Genomic DNA, 20,080 nt, shown 5'->3' on the forward strand with positions numbered 1-20,080 from the left:
GCCTGGCGCCTCGCCCGCGCGTCCCGCGGTCGCGCTCGCACCGCCTCCGCGGCTTGCGCCTGCTGCGCCGCCCGCAGCGTCGCTCCGCCCGGCTGCGCCTCCGCGGCCGCTCTTGCGGCGCCCACCGGCTCCGCCGCCGCCACGGCTGCTGCCGCCAGCGCCGCCACCCGCACGACCGCGTCCAACGCCGCGGTCCGGCCATTCCACCCCGCCGCGACGCTCACCTTGTTCGCCGCCACTGCGCTTACCCCGACCGCGGCCACCACCCCCGCCGCTGACGAAGTTCATCTTGTTCTGACGCGGCTTAATGTCCACCAGCTCGAAATCGATCGTATGCTCCGCCATATTGACGCGGGCGATCCGAATCTTCACGCCATCGCCGATGCGATAAACCTTGGACGTACGCTCCCCAATAAGAGCATGCTGCATTTCATGGTGATGGTAATAATCATCGTGCATGTCGCTCAAGCGGATAAGCCCTTCAACGGTATTATCCAACTCCACGAACATCCCGAAGCTCGTCACGCTGCTAATGATGCCCTCGAATTCTTCGCCCACTTTGTCCAGCATGAATTCAGCTTTCTTCAAGGCATCGGTATCCCGCTCCGCATCTACAGCGACACGTTCACGTTCCGAGGACTGCCGAGCATATTCATCCATCCGGCTTGCCAAATACTCATGTCGCTTGTCACTTAGTGCCCCTTGCTCCAGCACCTCACGCATGACGCGATGGATGATCAAATCCGGGTAGCGGCGAATCGGCGAAGTGAAGTGGGAGTAGAATTCTGCGGCCAGCCCGAAATGTCCCAAGCTGTTGGCGTCATACTTCGCTTGCTTCATCGAACGCAGCATCACCGTACTAATAACAGTCTGCTCCTTGGTGCCACGAATGTCCTCCAGCAAAGTCTGCAACGCTCGCGGTGTCACCGATTTGCCTTTGCCGCCACGCACCGCATAGCCGAAGTTCGTAATAAACTCCATGAAATGCATCAGTTTTTCCGCATCAGGTTCTTCGTGAATCCGGTACAGGAAAGGCACCTTCAACCAATGAAAATGCTCCGCAACCGTCTCATTCGCTGCCAGCATGAATTCCTCAATGATCTGTTCGGCAACGGACCGCTCGCGCTTAATAATATCAATCGGCTTGCCTTGTTCATCCACGATCACTTTGGACTCCTGGAAGTCAAAGTCGATTGCACCACGCTTCATCCGTCTGTTCCTCAGCTTCATGCCGAGCTCTTCCATCAGCTTGAAATCATCGACCAATCCAGCATAACGTTCGAGTAGGTCCGGGTCTTGATCGACCAGGATTTTGCGAACATTCGTATACGTCATCCGTTCCTTCGTCTTGATTACACTGGTGAACACCTCATGCCGTACCACATTCGCATCCGCATCCAGCTCCATCTCGCACGACATCGTAAGTCGATCCACCTGTGGATTCAAGCTACAGATCCCGTTAGACAGCCTATGCGGCAGCATCGGAATGACGCGGTCAACCAAATAAACGCTGCAACCGCGATTGTAAGCTTCCTTATCCAGTTCCGAGCTCTCGCGCACATAATAGCTGACATCGGCAATATGGACGCCTAACAGATAGTTGCCGTTCGGCAGACGCTCCACGTTAACCGCATCATCCAAATCCTTGGCATCTTCGCCATCGATGGTAACGATCGTCTTCCCGCGCAGGTCGCGCCGTCCCACAAGTTCTTCTTCCCGGATCGTGTCAGGCGCTGCATCTGCTTCTGCCAGCACTTCATCGGCGAACGCCTCAGGCAGCTGATACTTGCGAATAATGGATAATATATCGACGCCTGGATCATCCTTATGCCCTAGCACCTCGACCACTTTACCCTCAGCAGCAGCACGCCCCTCTGGGTATGTTACGATATGTACGACAACCTTCTGCCCATCCACAGCCCCGTTAAAAGCGTGAGAAGGCACGAATATGTCTTTCACGATCCGCTTATCATCCGGAATTACGAACGCATACGATTCCAGGCTTTGCAGCGTCCCCACAATTTGCGTATTCGCCCGAGTGACGACCCGTGCCACTTCTCCCTCAAGTCTGCCACCCGCAGCACTCTTGGACGTAAGACGCACGAGAATAATATCTCCGTTCATCGCCCCGTTCATATCATTGGCATGAATATACACATCCGGGTGACCGACTTCTTCTGGCAGCAAGAACCCGAAGCCCTTGGCATGCGCCTGCAGCTTACCCCGTAGTAAATTCATCCGTTCTGGAACGCCGTAACGCTCAGTCCGCGTGCGGATGATCGCCCCTTCATGTTCTAACTGATTGAGCATTTTCAAAAATAACTTATAATCATCGGCGTCCTCTACTTCAAAATGCTTGGCCAGCTCCTGATAAGTCATCGGTTTATAAGCTTTTTCCCGTACAAATTGCAATAATTGCTCGGTTGTTATCATACAATCCCCTTCCACTTCCATAGACTTTCCGTTATTACATTTAGTATTAACCTTTTATTCAGCAAAAATAACCCCAAAGTGACGTGGGGCTACCATACCATGCGACCTGCAACAAAAAACAGCAGGAACAAGCCCTGCTGCATATTTTCTAATATTCACGATTAACTTTTCACCACATAGGCCACGATTAAGGATAAGATGAAGAAAGAAGCAGCAAATCCAATAGTCACACGGGACAGAAGCAGTTCCAATCCACGAGCTTTTGTTTTACCGAAGAGGTGTTCCGCACCGCCGGAGATCGCACCGGACAGCCCTGCACTTTTACCCTTTTGTAAGAGAACGACGGCGATTAAGCCCAGAGAAGCAATCGCAAGCAATATTTTGAAAAATATTAACACAATCCAACCTCCTAAAAACTTGTCGAAGAAAAGTTGCTTCGAAAGCAACAGCGCAGTACGTTACGCAACACATTTCTAAAGCAAAATTTATTATAGCACAGAAAAGGCCGCAATTCAACCAAGCCTACCTGTCAAATTCCATCATTGTGCTCCTCACCGGAACCCGTCTTACTAGCTGGTAAACCTGCTTGCCGACGGGAGTCGTCCTTGCCTGCGAGGATTCGATTTGCGACCCAGGAAGTACCCGATTGCCACCCTTGCGCACAGCAGGGCAATTATCGAGAATAGGATCCCCCAGCCGACAGCCGGAACAACTGTAGACACGGCCAACCCTGTAGCATCGCCAGCCTTACTTGGATTATTAAGTGCCATTACGGTTAACCCGATCGGCCCTACCACAGACTCCTCCAGGGAAACGAAGGCAATGAGCAAGTAATAGGCATGCTGCAGCCACTTAACCGGCAACAACATCACAACCGCGTTGACCACCATGAATCCTGCAATCCACGCCATCCCGTAGCCGTTACGAACGAACAGCGCGAGACTGAGCGCCGCAATGATCGTACATACCATCAACCCCTGAGCGAGCCGCCCCCTGCTATAAGCGTAGAATAGATACACCGAGAACAGAGAAGCCGATACATACCCGGCCATCGCTACCGGTATCATCCGCCATCCGGAGGTAATGTAGGAGTACGTCACTCCGCTATGATCCGCGAACAAATAAATATATAGCACCTTGCCCGAGACAATCAGCGTCACAACGGCATGCCCGAACTCATGGACCATCGTATCCAAGTTGCGAAAAAAAGAAGAGAACGGGATCCAATGATTCAGTATGGCGGACCCGATCAACAACACTATCGTTACCATCCATCTGCTCATTGCGATCCCCTTCTCTCTTAACCTAAGGAAATTTTACAGGTTCTTCAAGTTGTAGAAAGCTTTCTTGCCGCCATATTGAGCCGTGCTGGACAGCTCGTCTTCAATGCGGAGCAATTGGTTGTACTTGGCAACACGGTCCGTACGGGACGGAGCACCTGTCTTGATCTGGCCTGCATTCGTAGCGACCGCGATGTCCGCGATGGTGCTATCTTCGCTCTCACCGGAACGGTGGGAGATGACGGCTGTGTAGCCAGCGCGCTTAGCCATTTCGATAGCATCGAAAGTCTCGGTCAATGTACCAATTTGGTTCACCTTGACGAGAATGGAGTTACCGATACCTTGAGCAATACCTTGGCCCAAACGCTCAGTGTTCGTTACGAACAGGTCGTCGCCCACGAGTTGAACTTTGTTACCCAATTTCTCGGTCAACAGCTTCCAACCTTCCCAATCGTCTTCTGCGCAACCGTCTTCGATGGAGATGATCGGGTAACGGTTCGCCCAATCGGCCAGGAAGTCTACGAACTCAGCCGATGTGAGGGACTTGCCTTCGCCTTCCAGATGGTACTTGCCGTCCTTGTAGAACTCTGTGGAAGCTACGTCCATACCCAGGAATACGTCTACGCCCGGCTTGTAACCCGCACGCTCGATAGCAGAGATAATCGTCGTGATCGCCTCTTCGTTGGAGCTCAGGTTTGGCGCGAATCCGCCTTCGTCACCTACTGCTGTGTTCAAGCCTTTTTCCTTCAGAACGGACTTCAGGTTGTGGAAAATTTCTGCGCCGATGCGAAGCGCTTCTTGGAAGTTCTCCGCTCCAACTGGAAGCACCATGAATTCTTGCACGTCCACGTTGTTGTCGGCATGTGCGCCGCCGTTGATGATGTTCATCATCGGAACAGGAAGCTGCTTCGCATTGAAGCCGCCTAGGTATGTGTAGAGCGGAAGATCAAGCGCGTCAGCCGCTGCACGAGCTACTGCCATGGATACCGCCAGGATTGCGTTCGCGCCAAGCTTCGCTTTGTTCGGCGTTCCGTCGATTTGAATCATTTTGCTGTCGATGCCGACTTGATCCAGTGCGTCCAGTCCAATCACTTCAGGAGCAATGATCTCGTTCACGTTCTCGACTGCTTTCAATACGCCCTTGCCCAGGTAACGGGATTTGTCGCCGTCACGAAGCTCTACGGCTTCATAAGCGCCTGTCGAGGCACCGGATGGCACGATGGCACGGCCTTTGCCGCCGGATTCCAGATACACTTCTACTTCAACTGTCGGATTACCGCGGGAGTCCAGTACTTCGCGTGCATAAACGTCAGAAATAATTGTCATGATTGTTGTAACACTCCTTATTCATATGATGGTTTAGTCTTACGATATGATGGATGTTCCGGTCATTTCTGCCGGCTGCTTCAGTCCAAGCAATTGCAGCATCGTTGGAGCGATGTCAGCCAGAATGCCGTCTTCCCTAAGTGTAACAGAAGAAGCGGTCACAATGAAAGGAACCGGGTTCGTCGTATGTGCTGTGAACGGACGATCCTTATCGTCCAGAACCAGATCCGCATTGCCGTGATCCGCCGTGATAAGCGCTACCCCGCCTTGAGCGAGAACGGCTTCCACCACACGACCCAGGCAAGCATCGGTCGCTTCAACTGCCTTGATCGTCGGTGCCAGCATGCCGGAATGACCGACCATGTCGGGATTGGCGAAGTTCAAGATGATCACATCCTGAGTGCCCGCTTCAATCTCCTTCACCGCTGCTTCCGCTACTTCGTAGGCGCTCATCTCCGGCTGCAGATCGTATGTGGCTACCTTCGGTGAAGGGATCAATATACGTGTCTCACCAGGGAGCTCCGCATCGCGTCCGCCGCTGAAGAAGAACGTGACGTGCGGGTATTTCTCCGTCTCGGCAATCCGTAGCTGCTTCAGCCCGTTCTGCACGAGCACTTCACCGAGCGTATTGTCCAGATTCTTCGGTTTATACGCAACGAATCCGCCTACGGTTTCACTGAACAGGGTCAGACAGACATAGTACAATCCCGTAGGGTGCTGCTCGCCCCGGTCGAAACCGCGGAAATCTTCATTGGTGAATACTTGCGACAACTGAATCGCCCGGTCTGGACGGAAGTTGAAGAAGATCACGGCATCGCCAGTCTGTACGAGCCCTGCCGGTTTGCCATCGGCTCCAACTATAACTGTAGGCATGACGAATTCATCGAACACCGATTTCTCGTAAGATTCGCGAACCGCTTGAATCGGATCCTGGTAGGCAGGCGCGTCGCCATACACCATAGCGCGGTACGACTTCTCCGTACGCTCCCAGCGCTTATCACGGTCCATCGCATAATACCGCCCTTGTATGGTGGCGAATTGTCCGACACCGTTCTCGGCGATATGCTGCTGAACCCGCTCGATGTAACCAATGGCACTGTCCGGCGCTACGTCGCGGCCATCCAGGAAGGCATGAATGTATACTTCCGTTAGTCCTTGGCTCTTCGCCAGGTCCAGCAACGCCAACAGGTGGTCGATGTGGCTATGTACGCCTCCATCGGATAGCAAGCCATACAAATGCAGCTTCTTGCCATTGTTCTTGGCGTACTGAACGGCACCGAGCAGGGTCTCGTTGTTGAAAAAGTCTCGGTCGCGAATCGACTTGGTGATGCGGGTCAAATCCTGATATACGATTCGTCCCGCGCCGATATTCAGATGGCCGACTTCAGAGTTGCCCATCTGACCTTCCGGCAAGCCGACGGCCTCGCCGCATGCCGTTAAGGTTGTGTGCGGGTAAGTCGCCATATACCGGTTATAATTCGGCTTATTCGCTTGGGCCACGGCATTGCCGTGGACTTCCCCGCGAAGACCGAAGCCGTCCAGGATGATCAACGCGACCGGTTTCGGTCTCCCGCTGTTGCTGCTGCTGTTGCTGCTGCTGTTCCCGCTTCCGTTGCCCGTGTTAGTCCCGGCCATCTTAGCGAGCCCCCTCGACCAACTGGATGTACGATGCCGGCTCCAGGCTCGCACCGCCAACCAACGCGCCGTCGATATCCGACTGCGCCATGAACTCGCGCACGTTGTTCGGCTTGACGCTGCCGCCGTACTGGATGCGTACGGCTGCGGCCGCTTCCGCGCCATGCTGCGCGGCAATACGTTCACGGATGTAGCCGATCACTTCGTTCGCGTCATCCGCGGTTGAAGTCTTGCCCGTCCCGATCGCCCAGATGGGCTCGTACGCGACGACGACCTGCGCGGCTTGTGCCGCGGTCAGCCCTTGCAGGGCCGCTTCCGTCTGCACGCGGCACACATCCTTGGTTTTGCCTGCCTCGCGTTCCTCCAGGCTCTCCCCGACGCACACGATTGGCGTCAGGCCGTGCTTGAACGCGGCCAGTACTTTGCGGTTCACGGTTTCGTCCGTGTCCGCGAAGTAAGCTCTGCGCTCGGAGTGGCCGATGATCACATAGTCCACACCAAGGTCCTTCAGCATGCCTCCGCTGATCTCGCCCGTAAACGCACCGTTGTCTTCCCAGTGCATATTCTGTGCACCGACCTTCAACGTAGTGCCTTGTACAGCTTGTACAAGCGCTGGCAAGCTCACGTAGGGCGCGCAGATAACGCTCTCTACGCCGTCTACTTCAGCCGCGCCTTTAGCCGCTTCTACGAACGCTACCGCTTCGGATACCGTCTTGAACATTTTCCAGTTCCCTGCAATAATCGGTTTTCTCATGGGAATGTAATCCCCTTTCCGCACATTAAGTATCGTTATATGGATCGATTATTTATCGTTAAGCGCGACTACGCCTGGTAATACCTTGCCTTCCATGAACTCTAACGAGGCTCCGCCGCCCGTTGAGATATGGTCCATCTTGTCGGCCAGGTGGAATTTCTCTACGGCCGCTGCCGAATCCCCACCGCCAATTACTGTGTAGGCTGCGGTCTTCGCACAAGCTTCTGCCATGGCACGCGTTCCGTTGGCAAATGGCTCTAGCTCGAATACGCCAAGCGGGCCGTTCCAGACGATCAGCTTGGAATTCGCGATCACATCCGAATAAATCTCACGTGTCTTCGGTCCGATATCGAACCCTTCCCAGTCGGCCGGAATTTCGTTGATCGGCACGATGCGTGTATTCGACTTGGCACTGAAATCATCGCCTACAACAATGTCGACCGGAATCAGGAAGTTAACCCCCTTCTCCTTCGCTTTGCGCAGGAATTCAAGAGCTAGGTCGAGCTTCTCGTTATCCACAAGCGACTTGCCAATCTCATAACCTTGCGCCTTCAGGAACGTATAGGACAGCCCGCCGCCGATTAGGATGTTGTCCGCTATGTTCAACAAGTTCTCGATGACGCCGATCTTGTCCTTAACCTTCGAGCCCCCGACAATAGCCGTGAACGGACGATCTGGATCGCGAAGTGCTTTACCCAGCACATCCAGTTCCTTCTCCATCAACAACCCGGATACTGCAGGCAGCTTATGTGCGATTCCTTCTGTCGAAGCATGCGCCCGGTGCGCTGCTCCGAAAGCATCGTTCACATACAAATCCGCTAACTCTGCGAATGCAGCAGCCAGTTCAGGATCGTTCTTCTCTTCACCTGCGTAGAACCGTACATTCTCCAGCAGCAGTACGCCGCCAGCAGGCAACGCCGCCACTTGCGCTTGCACGGCTTCTCCGATCGCTTCGGTCGCACTGATAACCGACTTCCCAAGCAATTCCGACAAGCGAGCAGCTACTGGTATAAGGCGAAGCTCTTCGACAACTTGTCCTTTGGGACGGCCCAAGTGGCTCGCCAGAATGACCTTGGCACCTTTTTCAATCAAGTATTGAATCGTCGGCAATGTTTCCCGGATGCGGGTATCGTCGGTGATCGCGCCATTCTCGAGTGGTACGTTGAAGTCCACGCGGACGAACACCCTTTTACCAGCAACATCTACGTCACGGACACTTTTCTTGTTCATAGGGACCCTCCTGGGTGAAAGTTTGTTCGTTTCTTCGAAACGCTGTAACAGGCAAAGAGGAGAATCGCTTCTCCCCTCATACCCTCTCTATTGTAGAGCTTACAGACCTTTGCTCGCAATGAATGCAGCCAAGTCAACAACGCGGTTCGAGTAACCCCACTCGTTGTCATACCAGGACACTACCTTCACCAGGTTGTCACCCACGACCATCGTGCACAACGAATCGATTGTAGAGGAAGCTGGGTCACCATTGAAGTCGCTGGATACGAGCGGCTCATCGGTGAAGTTCATGATGCCTTTCAGCGGGCCGTTAGCTGCTTCTTGCAGTGCAGCGTTGATGTCTTCTACCGACACGTTAACTTTCAGCTCAGCAACCAGATCCGTAACGGATACGTTCGGAGTAGGCACACGGAATGACATACCGTTCAGCTTGCCCTTCAGCTCAGGCAGTACCAAGGATACCGCTTTGGCTGCGCCAGTCGAGGAAGGAATGATGTTCTCTGCTGCTGCACGAGCGCGGCGAGCGTCTTTGTGAGGCAGGTCAAGCACGCTTTGGTCGTTCGTGTAAGAGTGAACCGTTGTCATCATACCTTTGACGATACCGAACTTGTCGTTCAATACTTTGGCGAAAGGAGCCAGACAGTTCGTCGTACATGAAGCGTTAGAGATTACAGTGTGAGCGGCTGGATCGTACTTGTCTTCGTTCACGCCCATAACAATCGTGATGTCTTCGTTCGTTGCTGGTGCGGAGATGATGACTTTCTTCGCGCCGCCTTTCAAGTGAGCTTCTGCTTTTTCCTTCGCTGTGAAAATCCCTGTGGATTCTACAACAATCTCAACGCCGTATTGGCCCCATGGCAAGTTGCCAGGATCGCGCTCTGCGAATACTTTCACTTCTTTACCATTCACGATCAGGGAGCCTTCACCGGCTTCTACTGTCGCGTCCAGACGGCCATGAGTTGTATCGTATTTCAACAAATGAGCCAGCATGTTCACATCAGTCAAATCGTTGATAGCGACAATCTCTACTTCTGAATTGTTCAGCGCTGCGCGGAACACATTGCGGCCGATGCGGCCAAATCCGTTAATACCTACTTTTACCATGGTTAGTTCCTCCTAGTATTGTGTGTTGTAATCTATTTTCAAAACGCCGGTTAAGGCGTCATGACAACGAAGCTATGGTATAATCTTAAGTACTTCCTGTGCAGCGGCCTCGTCTGTAACGAGAACGTCGTTATGCCCGAATCTCATCACCGCGGCGATCGCCTCACCCTTACTGCGTCCACCTGCTACCGCAATTACGACTTCTGTATTCTGAATATCTTCGAGCCGCAAGCCAACGGTTGGCATCTTATGAACGACCTTACCTTGCCTGTCAAAATAGTAACCGAACGCTTCTGCAAGCGCGCCTTCTAGTTGCAAGCTCGCGATCGTCTGCGGATCAACCTTGCGCCGTTTGGCCATCACCATAGCATCTCCGATTCCGTGAACGACGATGCGACAATGGCGTATGACTTCAACCAGCTCTTGAATGGTCGCATCCTGCATCAGAGATTGATAGGCTTCTTCGCCAAGATGGTCGGGGACGTGCAGCAGCCGGTATTGGCCGCCAGTCTTCTTGGCCATCGTCGAGGCAATCGTATTAGCCTGAAGCTCGACGCTCTCTCCGAGCCCACCACGTGCCGGAACGAATAAGCCGCCCTTGAGCGTAGATGCGCCAGTAAGGAACCCCGCGATCTCTGCTAATGTCGAACCACCCGTTACGGCGATGACATCGTCCTTGGTCGCATACTTGCGAAGTGCTGCTGCACCTGCACGACCGAGCTCCTTCTTAGTGAACACCGAGTGATCCCAATCGCCGGGAACGACTACAACATGATTCAGGCCAAAGCGCTGTTTCAATTGTTCCTCGAGGTCAGACAGCCCGAACAAGTCCTTGATCAGCGGTTCCATATCGTCGAGCAATCTTCGTCCGCTCTCGCTCAGCTTCATGCCTGAGGCCTCAGACTCCAGCAGACCTTGCTCCCTGAGAAAATCGACCTCAGCACGCAGCACCCGCTCCGTCAAATCGAGATTGGCCGCTAACGTGCGACGTCCGATTGAACCGGAAATGTGAATATGGTGCAGAATGGAGTACCGCTTCTTCAACACATCGGTCAAGTCCGGCAAAAGTTGTTTCTGTATGTCGAGGATTTGCCTCATGGCAATCGTCACTCCTGCTTCAGACTTGCTATCGCGAGACATGCATTGGGACTCATTACGTCCCGCATAAACATTTTGTGTCCCGCTTATATTTTCATTATAGTCATATTTACAGACAATTGCAACTCGTTTACGGACCCATTCGGGCCCATTTACAAACTCTTGATTTTTGTTCCGATATACACTATAATAATTTTTGCTGCACAAAAAGTTTATATGATGCGCTCGTGGTCCAAAGGATATGACGTAGGCCTCCGGAGCCTGAGATCGAGGTTCAATTCCTCGCGAGCGCGCCACTTACCTTTTCCATCGATTACATACCCAGACGTCCCGAGAAGATCGGAGACGTTTTTATTTTGAATAACGTTTGACCTTCCTTGACCTTTGACGTTTTTTTCGATATGATGGGTTTAATTCCAATTCAATTTGGAGCATACTTGTTCCATAAAGGAGGCATTGCCATGAGTTTTATTCCAATGGTTGTCGAACCGGATGCACGAGGAGAACGCGCTTACGACATCTACTCCCGTCTGCTGAAGGACCGCATTATTTTTCTAGGTACGCCTGTCAATGATGCCGTGGCGAATGCGATTATTGCGCAATTGCTGTTCTTAGCGGCCCAAGATCCGGATAAAGATATTTCCTTGTACATCAACAGTCCTGGCGGTTCCATAACGGCGGGCATGGCTATCTTCGATACGATGCAATTCATCAAACCCGATGTGTCGACTATCTGCGTAGGTATGGCAGCTTCGATGGGCGCATTCCTGCTCGCAGCCGGCGCCAAAGGCAAACGACACGCTCTGCCTAACAGCGAAGTTATGATCCATCAGCCGCTCGGCGGCGCCGAAGGTCAAGCTAGCGATATCGAGATTCGCGCCAAGCGGATCATCAAGCTGCGCGACAAGCTGAACGGTATTCTTGCGGAACGCACAGGCCAGCCGCTATCTCGGATCGACAAGGACACCGACCGCGACTACTTCATGAGTGCGCAAGAAGCGGTAGAATACGGCTTGATTGATAAGGTCGTTACATCGATTTAATATGTACCCCTGAAGTCAGAAGCTGTTCTCTTTCTAGAGACAGCTTCTTTTTTTGTATGGACAGCAAAAACGCCGTCTGCCCCAAAGGAGACAAACGGCGTATACAACTTCTACTTCACATCATCCAGTGGATAAAAGATCAGGTCCATCGGGAATGCCGACCCTGCCGGTGGAATGAACTCAATATCGAGCGACGGCTCAGTCCCGTCCGTTCGATACAGCACCTGCACGCGATCGAAGGCGGTAACGACCCCAGATGGCGGCGCCAGAACAAACTCACTGTTGAATTTGAACGGGCCTTTGAACGCCCCGCCCCGGGCAAGCAGCAGGACGACCATCTTGCGCGGCTTATCCGCATGGATTTTATACAGAACCCCATAGTTGCCATCCTCGAATACGTTCTCCTTCCGGAACACATCATACCCCGGCTGGAACGGATCACTCTTGTTATCGCCGAATACGAGGCGCGATGGCTTCGTGAACGTACTGGCATCAATATCCCAACGCTTCTCAGACATCGGGAACGTTCCGCGTACATGGCCGTCGAACGGCAGCGGCGCATACAAACTCGGATACAAAGAGGTCGGCGTCTCGATTACCGCATCCATGGCCATGAAGGAGAACTGGATCGGACCGTCCGTCTCGACGTCATAGAATACGTTCACCCCTTGCCCCGGTTGAACATCCGGCATCTGGATATATGCGAGCGTCTGCCCCGCAGGAATCGTCAGCTTCTCGTCAATCTTGTCGTTCAGCATGAACTGTACGGCTGCTTCATGCCCGATCAGATGCGCGTAGATCGAAGGATACACTTCGCCCTTGTTCGTGGTGCGAATGGTAACCGGCTTCGAGCTCGTGTTAGTCGCCATGATCACGAATTGTACCTTCTCGTCCATCCCGTTCATATGGTCTGCATACAATCGACCTTTCCCATTCACTACGTCCTGGTACAAGATCCCCTTGGCCTTGAACGTCTCCGGGCTGTCACTCATGAGCAGCGGCCGACTGCGATCTTCGGTCACTTTCTTCGGAAGCTCGGGAATTTCCAGGAAATGCGCGTACAGCGTCGGCCAATCCGTCTTGATAAACGAGTTCAAGGGAGCTGTATACAGCTGACGATCCAGCTCGGTGACGAACATCGTCTTGTTCTCGATCTCTATATATCGAGAATACACGTCACTAACTAAACCTTTACCATCCGTAACCTTTAATGTGATCAAATGTTTACCCGGCTTATAAAATGCCTCATTATTCCCTGTCCACGTATAGGAGAGACCCTCTGCATCCGGATCGTAGCTCAGATCGATATATTTCACGGGCTCCCCGATCCGATATACCGGCTTCGCGAACGTGAATTGGGCAACAGGCCTGGAATTGCTAGTCGCATCGTTCGTAAGGGCAGGCGGGCGCTTCACGTACATGATTTCGATCTGCTTGGCAGCAGCATTATAGGTATACTTAGCTCCCATGAAATCGTACAGCCATGTGACGCTAACCATCAGCCGCTCATTCACGAGCTTCGCCGCTGAGTCATAAGGGACCGAAACGCCGTTTACCGTCACCGTTTTGTTAGCGGAATCGATCTCTGCCTTCGCTTTGGCCATCCCCATCTCGACCCGATTCGTCTTGCCGTTGTACTTCACATCGAGCCCCATATGCTGTGCCAGGAACATGACGGGCACGAACCACTTGTTGCCTTCCTTCAATGCCGCAGGTGTATCCAGATCGAACTTGTGCCCGTCCACGGTTGCCGTGGGCAAGTCCTCACTTAAGGTAATCGCGATCGTGGTCGCACCAATTCCGGCCGTCGCGCGTGTTGACACGACGTTCAATGTCAACAGCACCGCCACAAGCGCCCACGGTACGACAAGCATCCATTTGCGTAATTTCAATGTTCTCTCCACTCTTTCCATTTTTCTATGTATATGTTCACTTAAATTAAACGCATAGATACCCAAAAGGTTGCACGGTTCGACACGAATACCAAACACCGCTGGAGATCGGTCTCCAGCGGTGTTGGTCAACTATAGATTTAGCGGGAGTCGAATGCGTTGCGCAGTCCGTCTCCGATGAAGTTGAAACACATTATCGTAAGGAATATCATGAAGCCCGGAATAATCGGCACCCATGGCGCCTTAGTCATAATCGTCAAGTTCTGRGCGCTTTGCAGAATGTTCCCCCAGCTCGCGAACGGAGGCTGAATCCCCAGACCCAAGAAGCTCAAACCCGATTCGGCCAAGATCATTCCACCCATTTGCAGGGTTGCCGATACAATAACCGGAGCGAGGGAGTTCGGCAGAATATGCACGAAGATGATACGAATATCGGACATCCCGATCGTGCGGGCCGCGTCCACATACTCCCGGTTTTTGACCGACATGATCTGCCCTCGCAGCAGCCTCGATTTGCCCATCCAACCAAAGGCGATGAACACCACAATGATGTTGAACAAGCTAGGCTTGAACAAGGTTACGACGGCGATGAGCAGAAAGAACTGCGGGAAAGCAAGCATCATATCGACAAACCGCATCAGAATGCTATCCGTCTTGCCGCCATAAAATCCAGCGAGCGAGCCGACGATTACACCGATGATGACGTTGAACAAGACCGAGAAAATCCCGACGGAGAGCGACACCCGAGCACCGTACAGAACACGGCTGAACAAGTCCCGTCCCAAATCGTCAGTCCCGAACCAATGCGCACTGCTCGGGGGCTTCAGCCTTTGCAATAAATCCTGTTCCGCCGGATCATGTGGAGCAATAACCGGGGCAAGAAGTGCCAGTAGGATGAGCGCAACCATGATGATCAAGCCGACAACAGCCATTTTATTCCGCTTAAAACGGCCCCAAGCCCGATATTTGTTCACAACTGTTGCTGTTTGCGCTGTATTGTTGGAAACGGCTACGTTCATCGCTACACCTTCACTTCCTTCTTACTGAAACTGACGCGCGGATCCAATATCCCGATCAATATGTCAGCTACAATGTTACCCAATACGGTTAGAATGGCCCCTAACGTGACCAGTGCAGTAATAATTGGATAGTCCCTCTGGAAGGTCGCCTCAATCAAGAGACGTCCAACCCCCGGAATGCTGAATATCGATTCCAGAATAACGGAGCCCGCGAAGAATCCTGGGATAGCTAGACCGAACAAGGTTGCTAGCGGAATCAGGGCATTACGAAGACCGTGCAGTCCCAAGATGCGACCAGACAGAAGACCCTTCGCTTTGGCCGTACGCATGTAATCCTGATTAATAACTTCCAGCATGCTCGACCGTACATACCGGGTCCAGACTGCCGCTTCCGCGATCGCAATCGTGGCTACCGGCATGATTAGATGCTTGATCCGATCGACAAGACTGAATTCCATATTAATCGTTTGAAGGCCTCCTATCGGCAGCCAACCGAGCTTAACCCCGAATACCATCATCAAGATCAGCGCCAGCCAAAAACCCGGTATAGCAAGACCTATGTTCGAGAATGCAGTCACGGTCTGGTCCAGACGGGAGTTTGCCTTTAATGCGCACAGGATGCCAAGAGGCACGGCAATCAAGAGGGACAGCAGAAAACTGGTAATCGTCAGCAGCAGCGTATTCGGCATGTTTTCCCGGATTAATTTCAAGACCGGCTCGCTCTTATGGAAGGAAGTTCCAAAGTCCCCCTTCATCATTCCGCTAACCCAAATCCAGTACTGTGTATAGATCGGTTTATCCAAGCCAGCCGCTATGATCATATTCTGCTTATCTATTGTCTTGATGGTCGGGTCTTCCAGAAACGCCGATAGCGGGCTCCCTGGTGCCAAATGGATGATCGCAAAGGAGAGAATCGTGATGCCGATCAGGATCGGTATGGCGTTAAGCAAACGCCGCAGCGCATAGAAGACCAACGGATGTCACTTCTTTCTGTACAAAAATTTGCCCAACGTGCGCGAATCTCGAGCGCACGTTGGAAAGTAATTATTTCGTGAAATACCATTTCGCGATTTCCTTCAAGCTGTCGCGGTTCGGGTTGTACCCTTCCAGGTTGGCAGGATACGCCATAACAGTTGTAGGAGAATACATGAAGCTGTACGGCTGGTCTTCGGCGATTAACGCATCGATTTTACCCAACAGCTCTTTACGCTTGTTCAAATCAAATGTCTGCAGGTCTTCGTCGATCAATTTATCCACTTCCGGATTTTTATAAGAAACGGTATTCAGACCCAATTCGATTTCAGAAGAATGCCAGATTCCTTTTGGATTCGGATCGCCGGAGATGCTCCAAGCATAGTAGATCGCTTCGAATTGCTTGCCTTGGAAATTCTTCGTGAAGGCTGAGCTTTCTACGACGCGTGGAGTTGCCTTGATGCCGACTTTTTGCAACTGCTGTTGGATAACGGTTACTGCTTTCTCACGAACCGTGTTCCCTTGGTTCACTTGCAGTTCGAATTCAAAGTTTTTGCCGTTTTTGTCAATAAGTCCGTCGTTGTTCGTATCTTTCCAACCGGCTTCGGCCAACATCTGTTTAGCTTTATCCACGTTGTAGTCGAACTTCGGCACATTGCCATTGAAGGACCAGTAGCTAGGAGCTGTTTGACTGTTGACGATTACGCCCAGACCCTCGGCTACGTTGTCTACGATCCCCTTGCGATCGATCGCCGTCGTCAGCGCTTGACGTACTTTCTTATCCTGGAACAGCGGGTTATTCAGGTTCCAACCTACGAACATATAGCTGGAAGAATTAATCCCTTTTTGCAGCTTGATCTTGCCTGACGTCTTAGCGAACGGTTCGATGGCTCCCAATTGGTCGGCAGGCACACCAATAACGTTAATCTCGCCGGTCTGCAGCTGTGCCATCATGGCATTCGCATTCGGAACGATCTTCGCGGTTACTTTCTCAATAGCAGGCTTTCCACTGTAGAAATTCTCGTTGCGGGTAAAGCGCAAGAATTCGCCTGTCTTCCATTCATCCAGCTTATACGGACCGGAGGTCACTGTAGGTTTTTTGTAGTACTCGGATTTGTCCATGTCTTTGACTGCTACGTCTTTCAGCACGTGCTGAGGCAAAATGTTGTAGATCACGGTATCGATATAGCCAGCAAACGGTTTCTTCCACACGAATTTGACTGTGGCATCGTCCACTTTCACGACTTTATCCAGTTCGGTGAACGTACCTTTCCGTGGTCCTTTGTAATCCGGGTTGATCGGAATGCTGTAAGTGAACACTACATCGTCTGCCGTAACTGGCTTACCATCTGTCCATTTGGCGTCCGTACGGATCTTCATCGTCATCTCTTTCTTGTCTTCAGAAAATGTCGGTTGGCCAACTGCGAGGTCAGGTATGAGCTCTTGCTTCTCATTCAGCTTGTACAGGTAGCTGGATGTCAGCTCGATCACTTCGGATGAAGTAGTCGTAGTAGCCCAGAAACGGATAAAGCCTTGCGGATCGCCCAAGTAAGCGGTGATGATCTCGCCACCGTCTACTTTCTCCTTCTTCGGCGCTGTAGTTGCTGCTGGAGTTGGTTCATTCTTCGAGGTGTTGTCGGATGAACAGCCAGCCAGGAATGCGGTGGCGGTCATCATAGTTGCCAGGGCAACTGTGGTTAACTTGCGGTACGGCTTGTAAGACATGGTTGGTCCCCTTTCGATAATCGCAATGTTTTATATGAAATGGCACGAGGCGGAATGCCCCGGCTCCACTTCTTTGAAGATAGGCTGCTCGATCCGGCAGCGTTCGGTGGCGTGTGGACACCTAGGATGGAACGCACAGCCGGACGGCGGATTGGCAGCATTCGGCACTTCACCGGATAAGACGATCCGCGCGTTCCGATTGCCTACCTCCGGCTCAGGCACGGATGACAGCAGTGCCTGTGTATAAGGATGCTTCGGACTGTTGAACAGCTGATCCCGACTGCCGGACTCTACAATTCGCCCTAGATACATGACGGCGACCCGGTTGGAGATGTGCCGCACGATGCTCAGGTTGTGCGAGATGAACAAGTAGGACACCTTCGTCTTCGCCTGCAGCTCTCCTAGCAGATTGACGATCTGCGCCTGGATCGATACGTCCAGTGCCGATACCGGTTCATCCGCCACGATCAGCTTCGGCTTCAAGGAGATCGCCCGGGCTATCGCGATACGTTGACGCTGCCCGCCCGAGAATTCGTGGGGGTACAGCTTCGAGGCATGCGCGCTTAAGCCTACGGTCTGCAATAGCTCCTCTGCCCGCACCATCGCGTCTCGCCAGCTTAATCCCCCTTGCACGACAAGGGGCTCGGCTACGGCTTTACCAACCGAGATGCGGGGGTTGAGCGATGCATACGGATCCTGGAACACACACTGCATGTCTTTGCGCAGCGGGCGGAATTGGCGTTGGTTCATACGCTCGATGGAAACGCCGTTGAAGCGAATCTCGCCTGCGGTAGAATCAAGCAATCGCAGCGCTAGACGGCCGACGGTTGATTTGCCGCAGCCCGATTCACCAACGATACCCAACGTCTCGCCTTCTCCTACTGTCAGATCCACACCGTCTACAGCTTTGACAAAGCCGTTCTTAGCGCTGTTGCCGATCATGAAATGTTTCTTCAATCCTTTAATCTCAAGAAGCGGAGCACTCACGTCCATATCCTCCTAACCATTTATACCCGGATGCAGCGGACCTGGTGACCAGGTTGAATCTCTCTTAGTTCCGGTAATTTCTCGCGGCATTCTTCCGTAACCATAGGGCAACGGTCTGCGAAGCGGCAGCCCGCTGGAAAATTGCCAGCAGACGGAACCGTTCCCGGGATCGGGACCAGCTTCTCAATGCTGCCATGCATCCGTGGCGTAGACTGCAGCAGTCCCTTCGTATACGGATGCTGAGGAGCGGTGAACAACGTCTTGACGTCCGTCGTCTCTACGATTTGGCCGGCATACATGACTATGACCCGTGTAGCCATCTCGGCCACGACACCCAGATCATGCGTAATGAACAAGACAGACATATCTGACTCTTGGAGCAAGCTGCGGATCATATCCAGCACTTGAGCTTGAATCGTCACGTCTAGAGCGGTCGTAGGCTCATCTGCGATCAGCAGATCAGGCTTGCAAGCCATTGCCATTGCCAGCATCACACGCTGACGCATCCCCCCGGACAAGCGGTGCGGATACTCTTTGCGGATTCGCGCCGGCTCCGGGAAACCAACACGCCGCAACCACTGATCCGCTGTAGAGATCGCTTCCAATCGCGTGATCTTCAAATGTTTCATGACCCCTTCGGTCATCTGCGTACCAATTGTCAGAACGGGATTAAGTGAGGTCATCGGCTCTTGAAAGATCATGGCGATTTGCCGCCCTCTTACCTTAGCCATCTCTCCCCGCTTCAGGCCCACCAGATTGCGACCGCGAAAACGAACCTCTCCTTCGGCAATTTCGCCAGCACGCGGCAAAAGCTGCATAATCGATAGGGAGGTCATACTTTTGCCGCACCCGGATTCTCCGACAAGAGCGACTACTTCGTTAGGACCGATCTGAAAATCGATCCCATCGACAACAGCAAGCTCCTTCTTCTTGTCCTTGAATACGGTTCTGAGCGACTTTACTTCTAAGATTGCATCGGACAAGAGGCTCACCTTCACTCGGAAATAGTAATAAACAATGGAACAAGTCATCTAACGAAATTTACAATATTTTTATTTTAAAGTTTAATAAACAATTTGTCACGTTTTATTTATTTCCATGAAACTTTATTTCTTAGACGCGAAGAAACGTTAATGCGTCCCTACTCAACCGCAATACTGCTTGCACGAAGTAATGTAATAAAGGATTGAAACATAGCAAAACGGCACTATCCTCATGGGATAGTACCGTTTTGCGAACAAATTCAAGCATGTAAACAACGCTTCCCTGAGGAAGCGTCTCTCTTATTGATTCTCCAATTCCTCTTTGCCGACAAGTGCGACCAAAGCGGTTACAGCCTGCTCGGAATCCGAACCTTCTGCACTAATGTGTACTTCCGTACCTGTACTGATTGCCAAGCTCATAATACCCATGATGCTCTTGGCATTCACTTTCTTATCATCCTTCTCCACGAAGATCTCAGAAGAGAATTTGTTCGCCTCTTGTACGAATAATGCTGCCGGTCTGGCGTGGAGCCCTGTTCTGAGCTTAACGACTGCTGGTCGTCTTGTCATTATCGCCTATACCCCCTACATCCATCACT

17 protein-coding genes and 1 tRNA gene are annotated in these 20,080 nt (G+C 52.3%); 2 read left to right on the forward strand and 16 right to left on the reverse strand.

Features of this window, described 5'->3' with window-relative positions; genetic code table 11:
- The 9 genes from rnr to AC1DWB_RS16245 form a co-directional block, all read right to left on the reverse strand.
- Window positions 1-2,433 (reverse strand): ribonuclease R (gene rnr, locus AC1DWB_RS16205; protein ID WP_477542121.1); only part of this gene is annotated, 2,433 nt, incomplete at its 3' end.
- 161 nt (window positions 2,434-2,594) lie between these two features.
- Window positions 2,595-2,831, reverse strand: coding sequence for a preprotein translocase subunit SecG (secG, locus tag AC1DWB_RS16210; protein ID WP_477542122.1), 237 nt, complete (start codon window positions 2,829-2,831; stop codon window positions 2,595-2,597).
- A 171-nt stretch (window positions 2,832-3,002) separates the two neighbouring features.
- Window positions 3,003-3,716: a M50 family metallopeptidase gene (locus AC1DWB_RS16215; protein WP_477542123.1), complete on the reverse strand. Its 714-nt coding sequence runs from the start codon at window positions 3,714-3,716 to the stop codon at window positions 3,003-3,005.
- Between the two features lie 33 nt (window positions 3,717-3,749).
- Window positions 3,750-5,039, reverse strand: a complete 1,290-nt coding sequence (gene eno / locus AC1DWB_RS16220) for a phosphopyruvate hydratase (protein WP_477542124.1) — start codon at window positions 5,037-5,039, stop codon at window positions 3,750-3,752.
- A 39-nt stretch (window positions 5,040-5,078) separates the two neighbouring features.
- Complete coding sequence (gpmI, locus tag AC1DWB_RS16225; RefSeq protein WP_477542125.1) at window positions 5,079-6,674, reverse strand: 2,3-bisphosphoglycerate-independent phosphoglycerate mutase; 1,596 nt, start codon at window positions 6,672-6,674, stop codon at window positions 5,079-5,081.
- 1 nt (window position 6,675) lies between these two features.
- Entirely contained in the window at window positions 6,676-7,428 is a 753-nt protein-coding gene (tpiA, locus tag AC1DWB_RS16230; RefSeq protein ID WP_477542126.1) for a triose-phosphate isomerase, read from the reverse strand.
- A gap of 48 nt (window positions 7,429-7,476) precedes the next feature.
- Window positions 7,477-8,658, reverse strand: a complete 1,182-nt coding sequence (locus AC1DWB_RS16235; protein ID WP_477542127.1) for a phosphoglycerate kinase — start codon at window positions 8,656-8,658, stop codon at window positions 7,477-7,479.
- Between the two features lie 99 nt (window positions 8,659-8,757).
- The gene (gene gap / locus AC1DWB_RS16240; protein ID WP_477542128.1) at window positions 8,758-9,762 is read right to left on the reverse strand and encodes a type I glyceraldehyde-3-phosphate dehydrogenase; all 1,005 of its coding nucleotides are present in this window, start codon (window positions 9,760-9,762) and stop codon (window positions 8,758-8,760) included.
- A 72-nt stretch (window positions 9,763-9,834) separates the two neighbouring features.
- Entirely contained in the window at window positions 9,835-10,860 is a 1,026-nt protein-coding gene (locus tag AC1DWB_RS16245) for a sugar-binding transcriptional regulator (protein ID WP_477542162.1), read from the reverse strand.
- Window positions 10,861-11,081: 221 nt separating this feature from the next.
- Between AC1DWB_RS16245 and AC1DWB_RS16250 the strand changes: the two genes are divergently transcribed.
- A tRNA-Arg gene (locus AC1DWB_RS16250) sits at window positions 11,082-11,156 on the forward strand.
- A gap of 165 nt (window positions 11,157-11,321) precedes the next feature.
- Window positions 11,322-11,903: an ATP-dependent Clp endopeptidase proteolytic subunit ClpP gene (gene clpP, locus AC1DWB_RS16255; RefSeq protein WP_477542129.1), complete on the forward strand. Its 582-nt coding sequence runs from the start codon at window positions 11,322-11,324 to the stop codon at window positions 11,901-11,903.
- A 110-nt stretch (window positions 11,904-12,013) separates the two neighbouring features.
- Here clpP and AC1DWB_RS16260 read toward each other — a convergent pair whose 3' ends face one another.
- The 7 genes from AC1DWB_RS16260 to AC1DWB_RS16290 form a co-directional block, all read right to left on the reverse strand.
- The gene (locus AC1DWB_RS16260; protein WP_477542130.1) at window positions 12,014-13,795 is read right to left on the reverse strand and encodes a stalk domain-containing protein; all 1,782 of its coding nucleotides are present in this window, start codon (window positions 13,793-13,795) and stop codon (window positions 12,014-12,016) included.
- Between the two features lie 140 nt (window positions 13,796-13,935).
- Window positions 13,936-14,814, reverse strand: coding sequence for an oligopeptide ABC transporter permease (gene opp4C, locus AC1DWB_RS16265; protein WP_477542131.1), 879 nt, complete (start codon window positions 14,812-14,814; stop codon window positions 13,936-13,938).
- A 2-nt stretch (window positions 14,815-14,816) separates the two neighbouring features.
- Window positions 14,817-15,788 (reverse strand): ABC transporter permease, encoded by a 972-nt coding sequence (locus tag AC1DWB_RS16270; protein WP_477542132.1) that lies wholly within the window; start codon window positions 15,786-15,788, stop codon window positions 14,817-14,819.
- Between the two features lie 70 nt (window positions 15,789-15,858).
- Complete coding sequence (locus AC1DWB_RS16275; RefSeq protein ID WP_477542133.1) at window positions 15,859-17,511, reverse strand: peptide-binding protein; 1,653 nt, start codon at window positions 17,509-17,511, stop codon at window positions 15,859-15,861.
- 30 nt (window positions 17,512-17,541) lie between these two features.
- Window positions 17,542-18,498: an ABC transporter ATP-binding protein gene (locus tag AC1DWB_RS16280; protein WP_477542134.1), complete on the reverse strand. Its 957-nt coding sequence runs from the start codon at window positions 18,496-18,498 to the stop codon at window positions 17,542-17,544.
- A gap of 20 nt (window positions 18,499-18,518) precedes the next feature.
- On the reverse strand, window positions 18,519-19,481 hold the full coding sequence (locus tag AC1DWB_RS16285) for an ABC transporter ATP-binding protein (protein ID WP_477542135.1): 963 nt from the start codon (window positions 19,479-19,481) through the stop codon (window positions 18,519-18,521).
- A gap of 300 nt (window positions 19,482-19,781) precedes the next feature.
- Window positions 19,782-20,051: an HPr family phosphocarrier protein gene (locus AC1DWB_RS16290; protein ID WP_477542136.1), complete on the reverse strand. Its 270-nt coding sequence runs from the start codon at window positions 20,049-20,051 to the stop codon at window positions 19,782-19,784.
- Between the last annotated feature and the right edge of the window lie 29 nt (window positions 20,052-20,080).

This window comes from Paenibacillus sp. P4_E11, assembly GCF_056401635.1.

Excerpts from the sequence above, each read along its gene's own strand:
- AC1DWB_RS16215 (WP_477542123.1), bottom strand. The coding sequence starts at position 3,716 with ATGAGCAGATGGATGGTAACGATAGTGTTGTTGATCGGGTCCGCCATA.
- eno (WP_477542124.1), bottom strand. The coding sequence starts at position 5,039 with ATGACAATTATTTCTGACGTTTATGCACGCGAAGTACTGGACTCCCGC.
- gpmI (WP_477542125.1), bottom strand. The coding sequence starts at position 6,674 with ATGGCCGGGACTAACACGGGCAACGGAAGCGGGAACAGCAGCAGCAAC.
- tpiA (WP_477542126.1), bottom strand. The coding sequence starts at position 7,428 with ATGAGAAAACCGATTATTGCAGGGAACTGGAAAATGTTCAAGACGGTA.
- AC1DWB_RS16235 (WP_477542127.1), bottom strand. The coding sequence starts at position 8,658 with ATGAACAAGAAAAGTGTCCGTGACGTAGATGTTGCTGGTAAAAGGGTG.
- gap (WP_477542128.1), bottom strand. The coding sequence starts at position 9,762 with ATGGTAAAAGTAGGTATTAACGGATTTGGCCGCATCGGCCGCAATGTG.
- AC1DWB_RS16245 (WP_477542162.1), bottom strand. The coding sequence starts at position 10,860 with ATGAGGCAAATCCTCGACATACAGAAACAACTTTTGCCGGACTTGACC.
- clpP (WP_477542129.1), top strand. The coding sequence starts at position 11,322 with ATGAGTTTTATTCCAATGGTTGTCGAACCGGATGCACGAGGAGAACGC.
- AC1DWB_RS16275 (WP_477542133.1), bottom strand. The coding sequence starts at position 17,511 with ATGTCTTACAAGCCGTACCGCAAGTTAACCACAGTTGCCCTGGCAACT.
- AC1DWB_RS16290 (WP_477542136.1), bottom strand. The coding sequence starts at position 20,051 with ATGACAAGACGACCAGCAGTCGTTAAGCTCAGAACAGGGCTCCACGCC.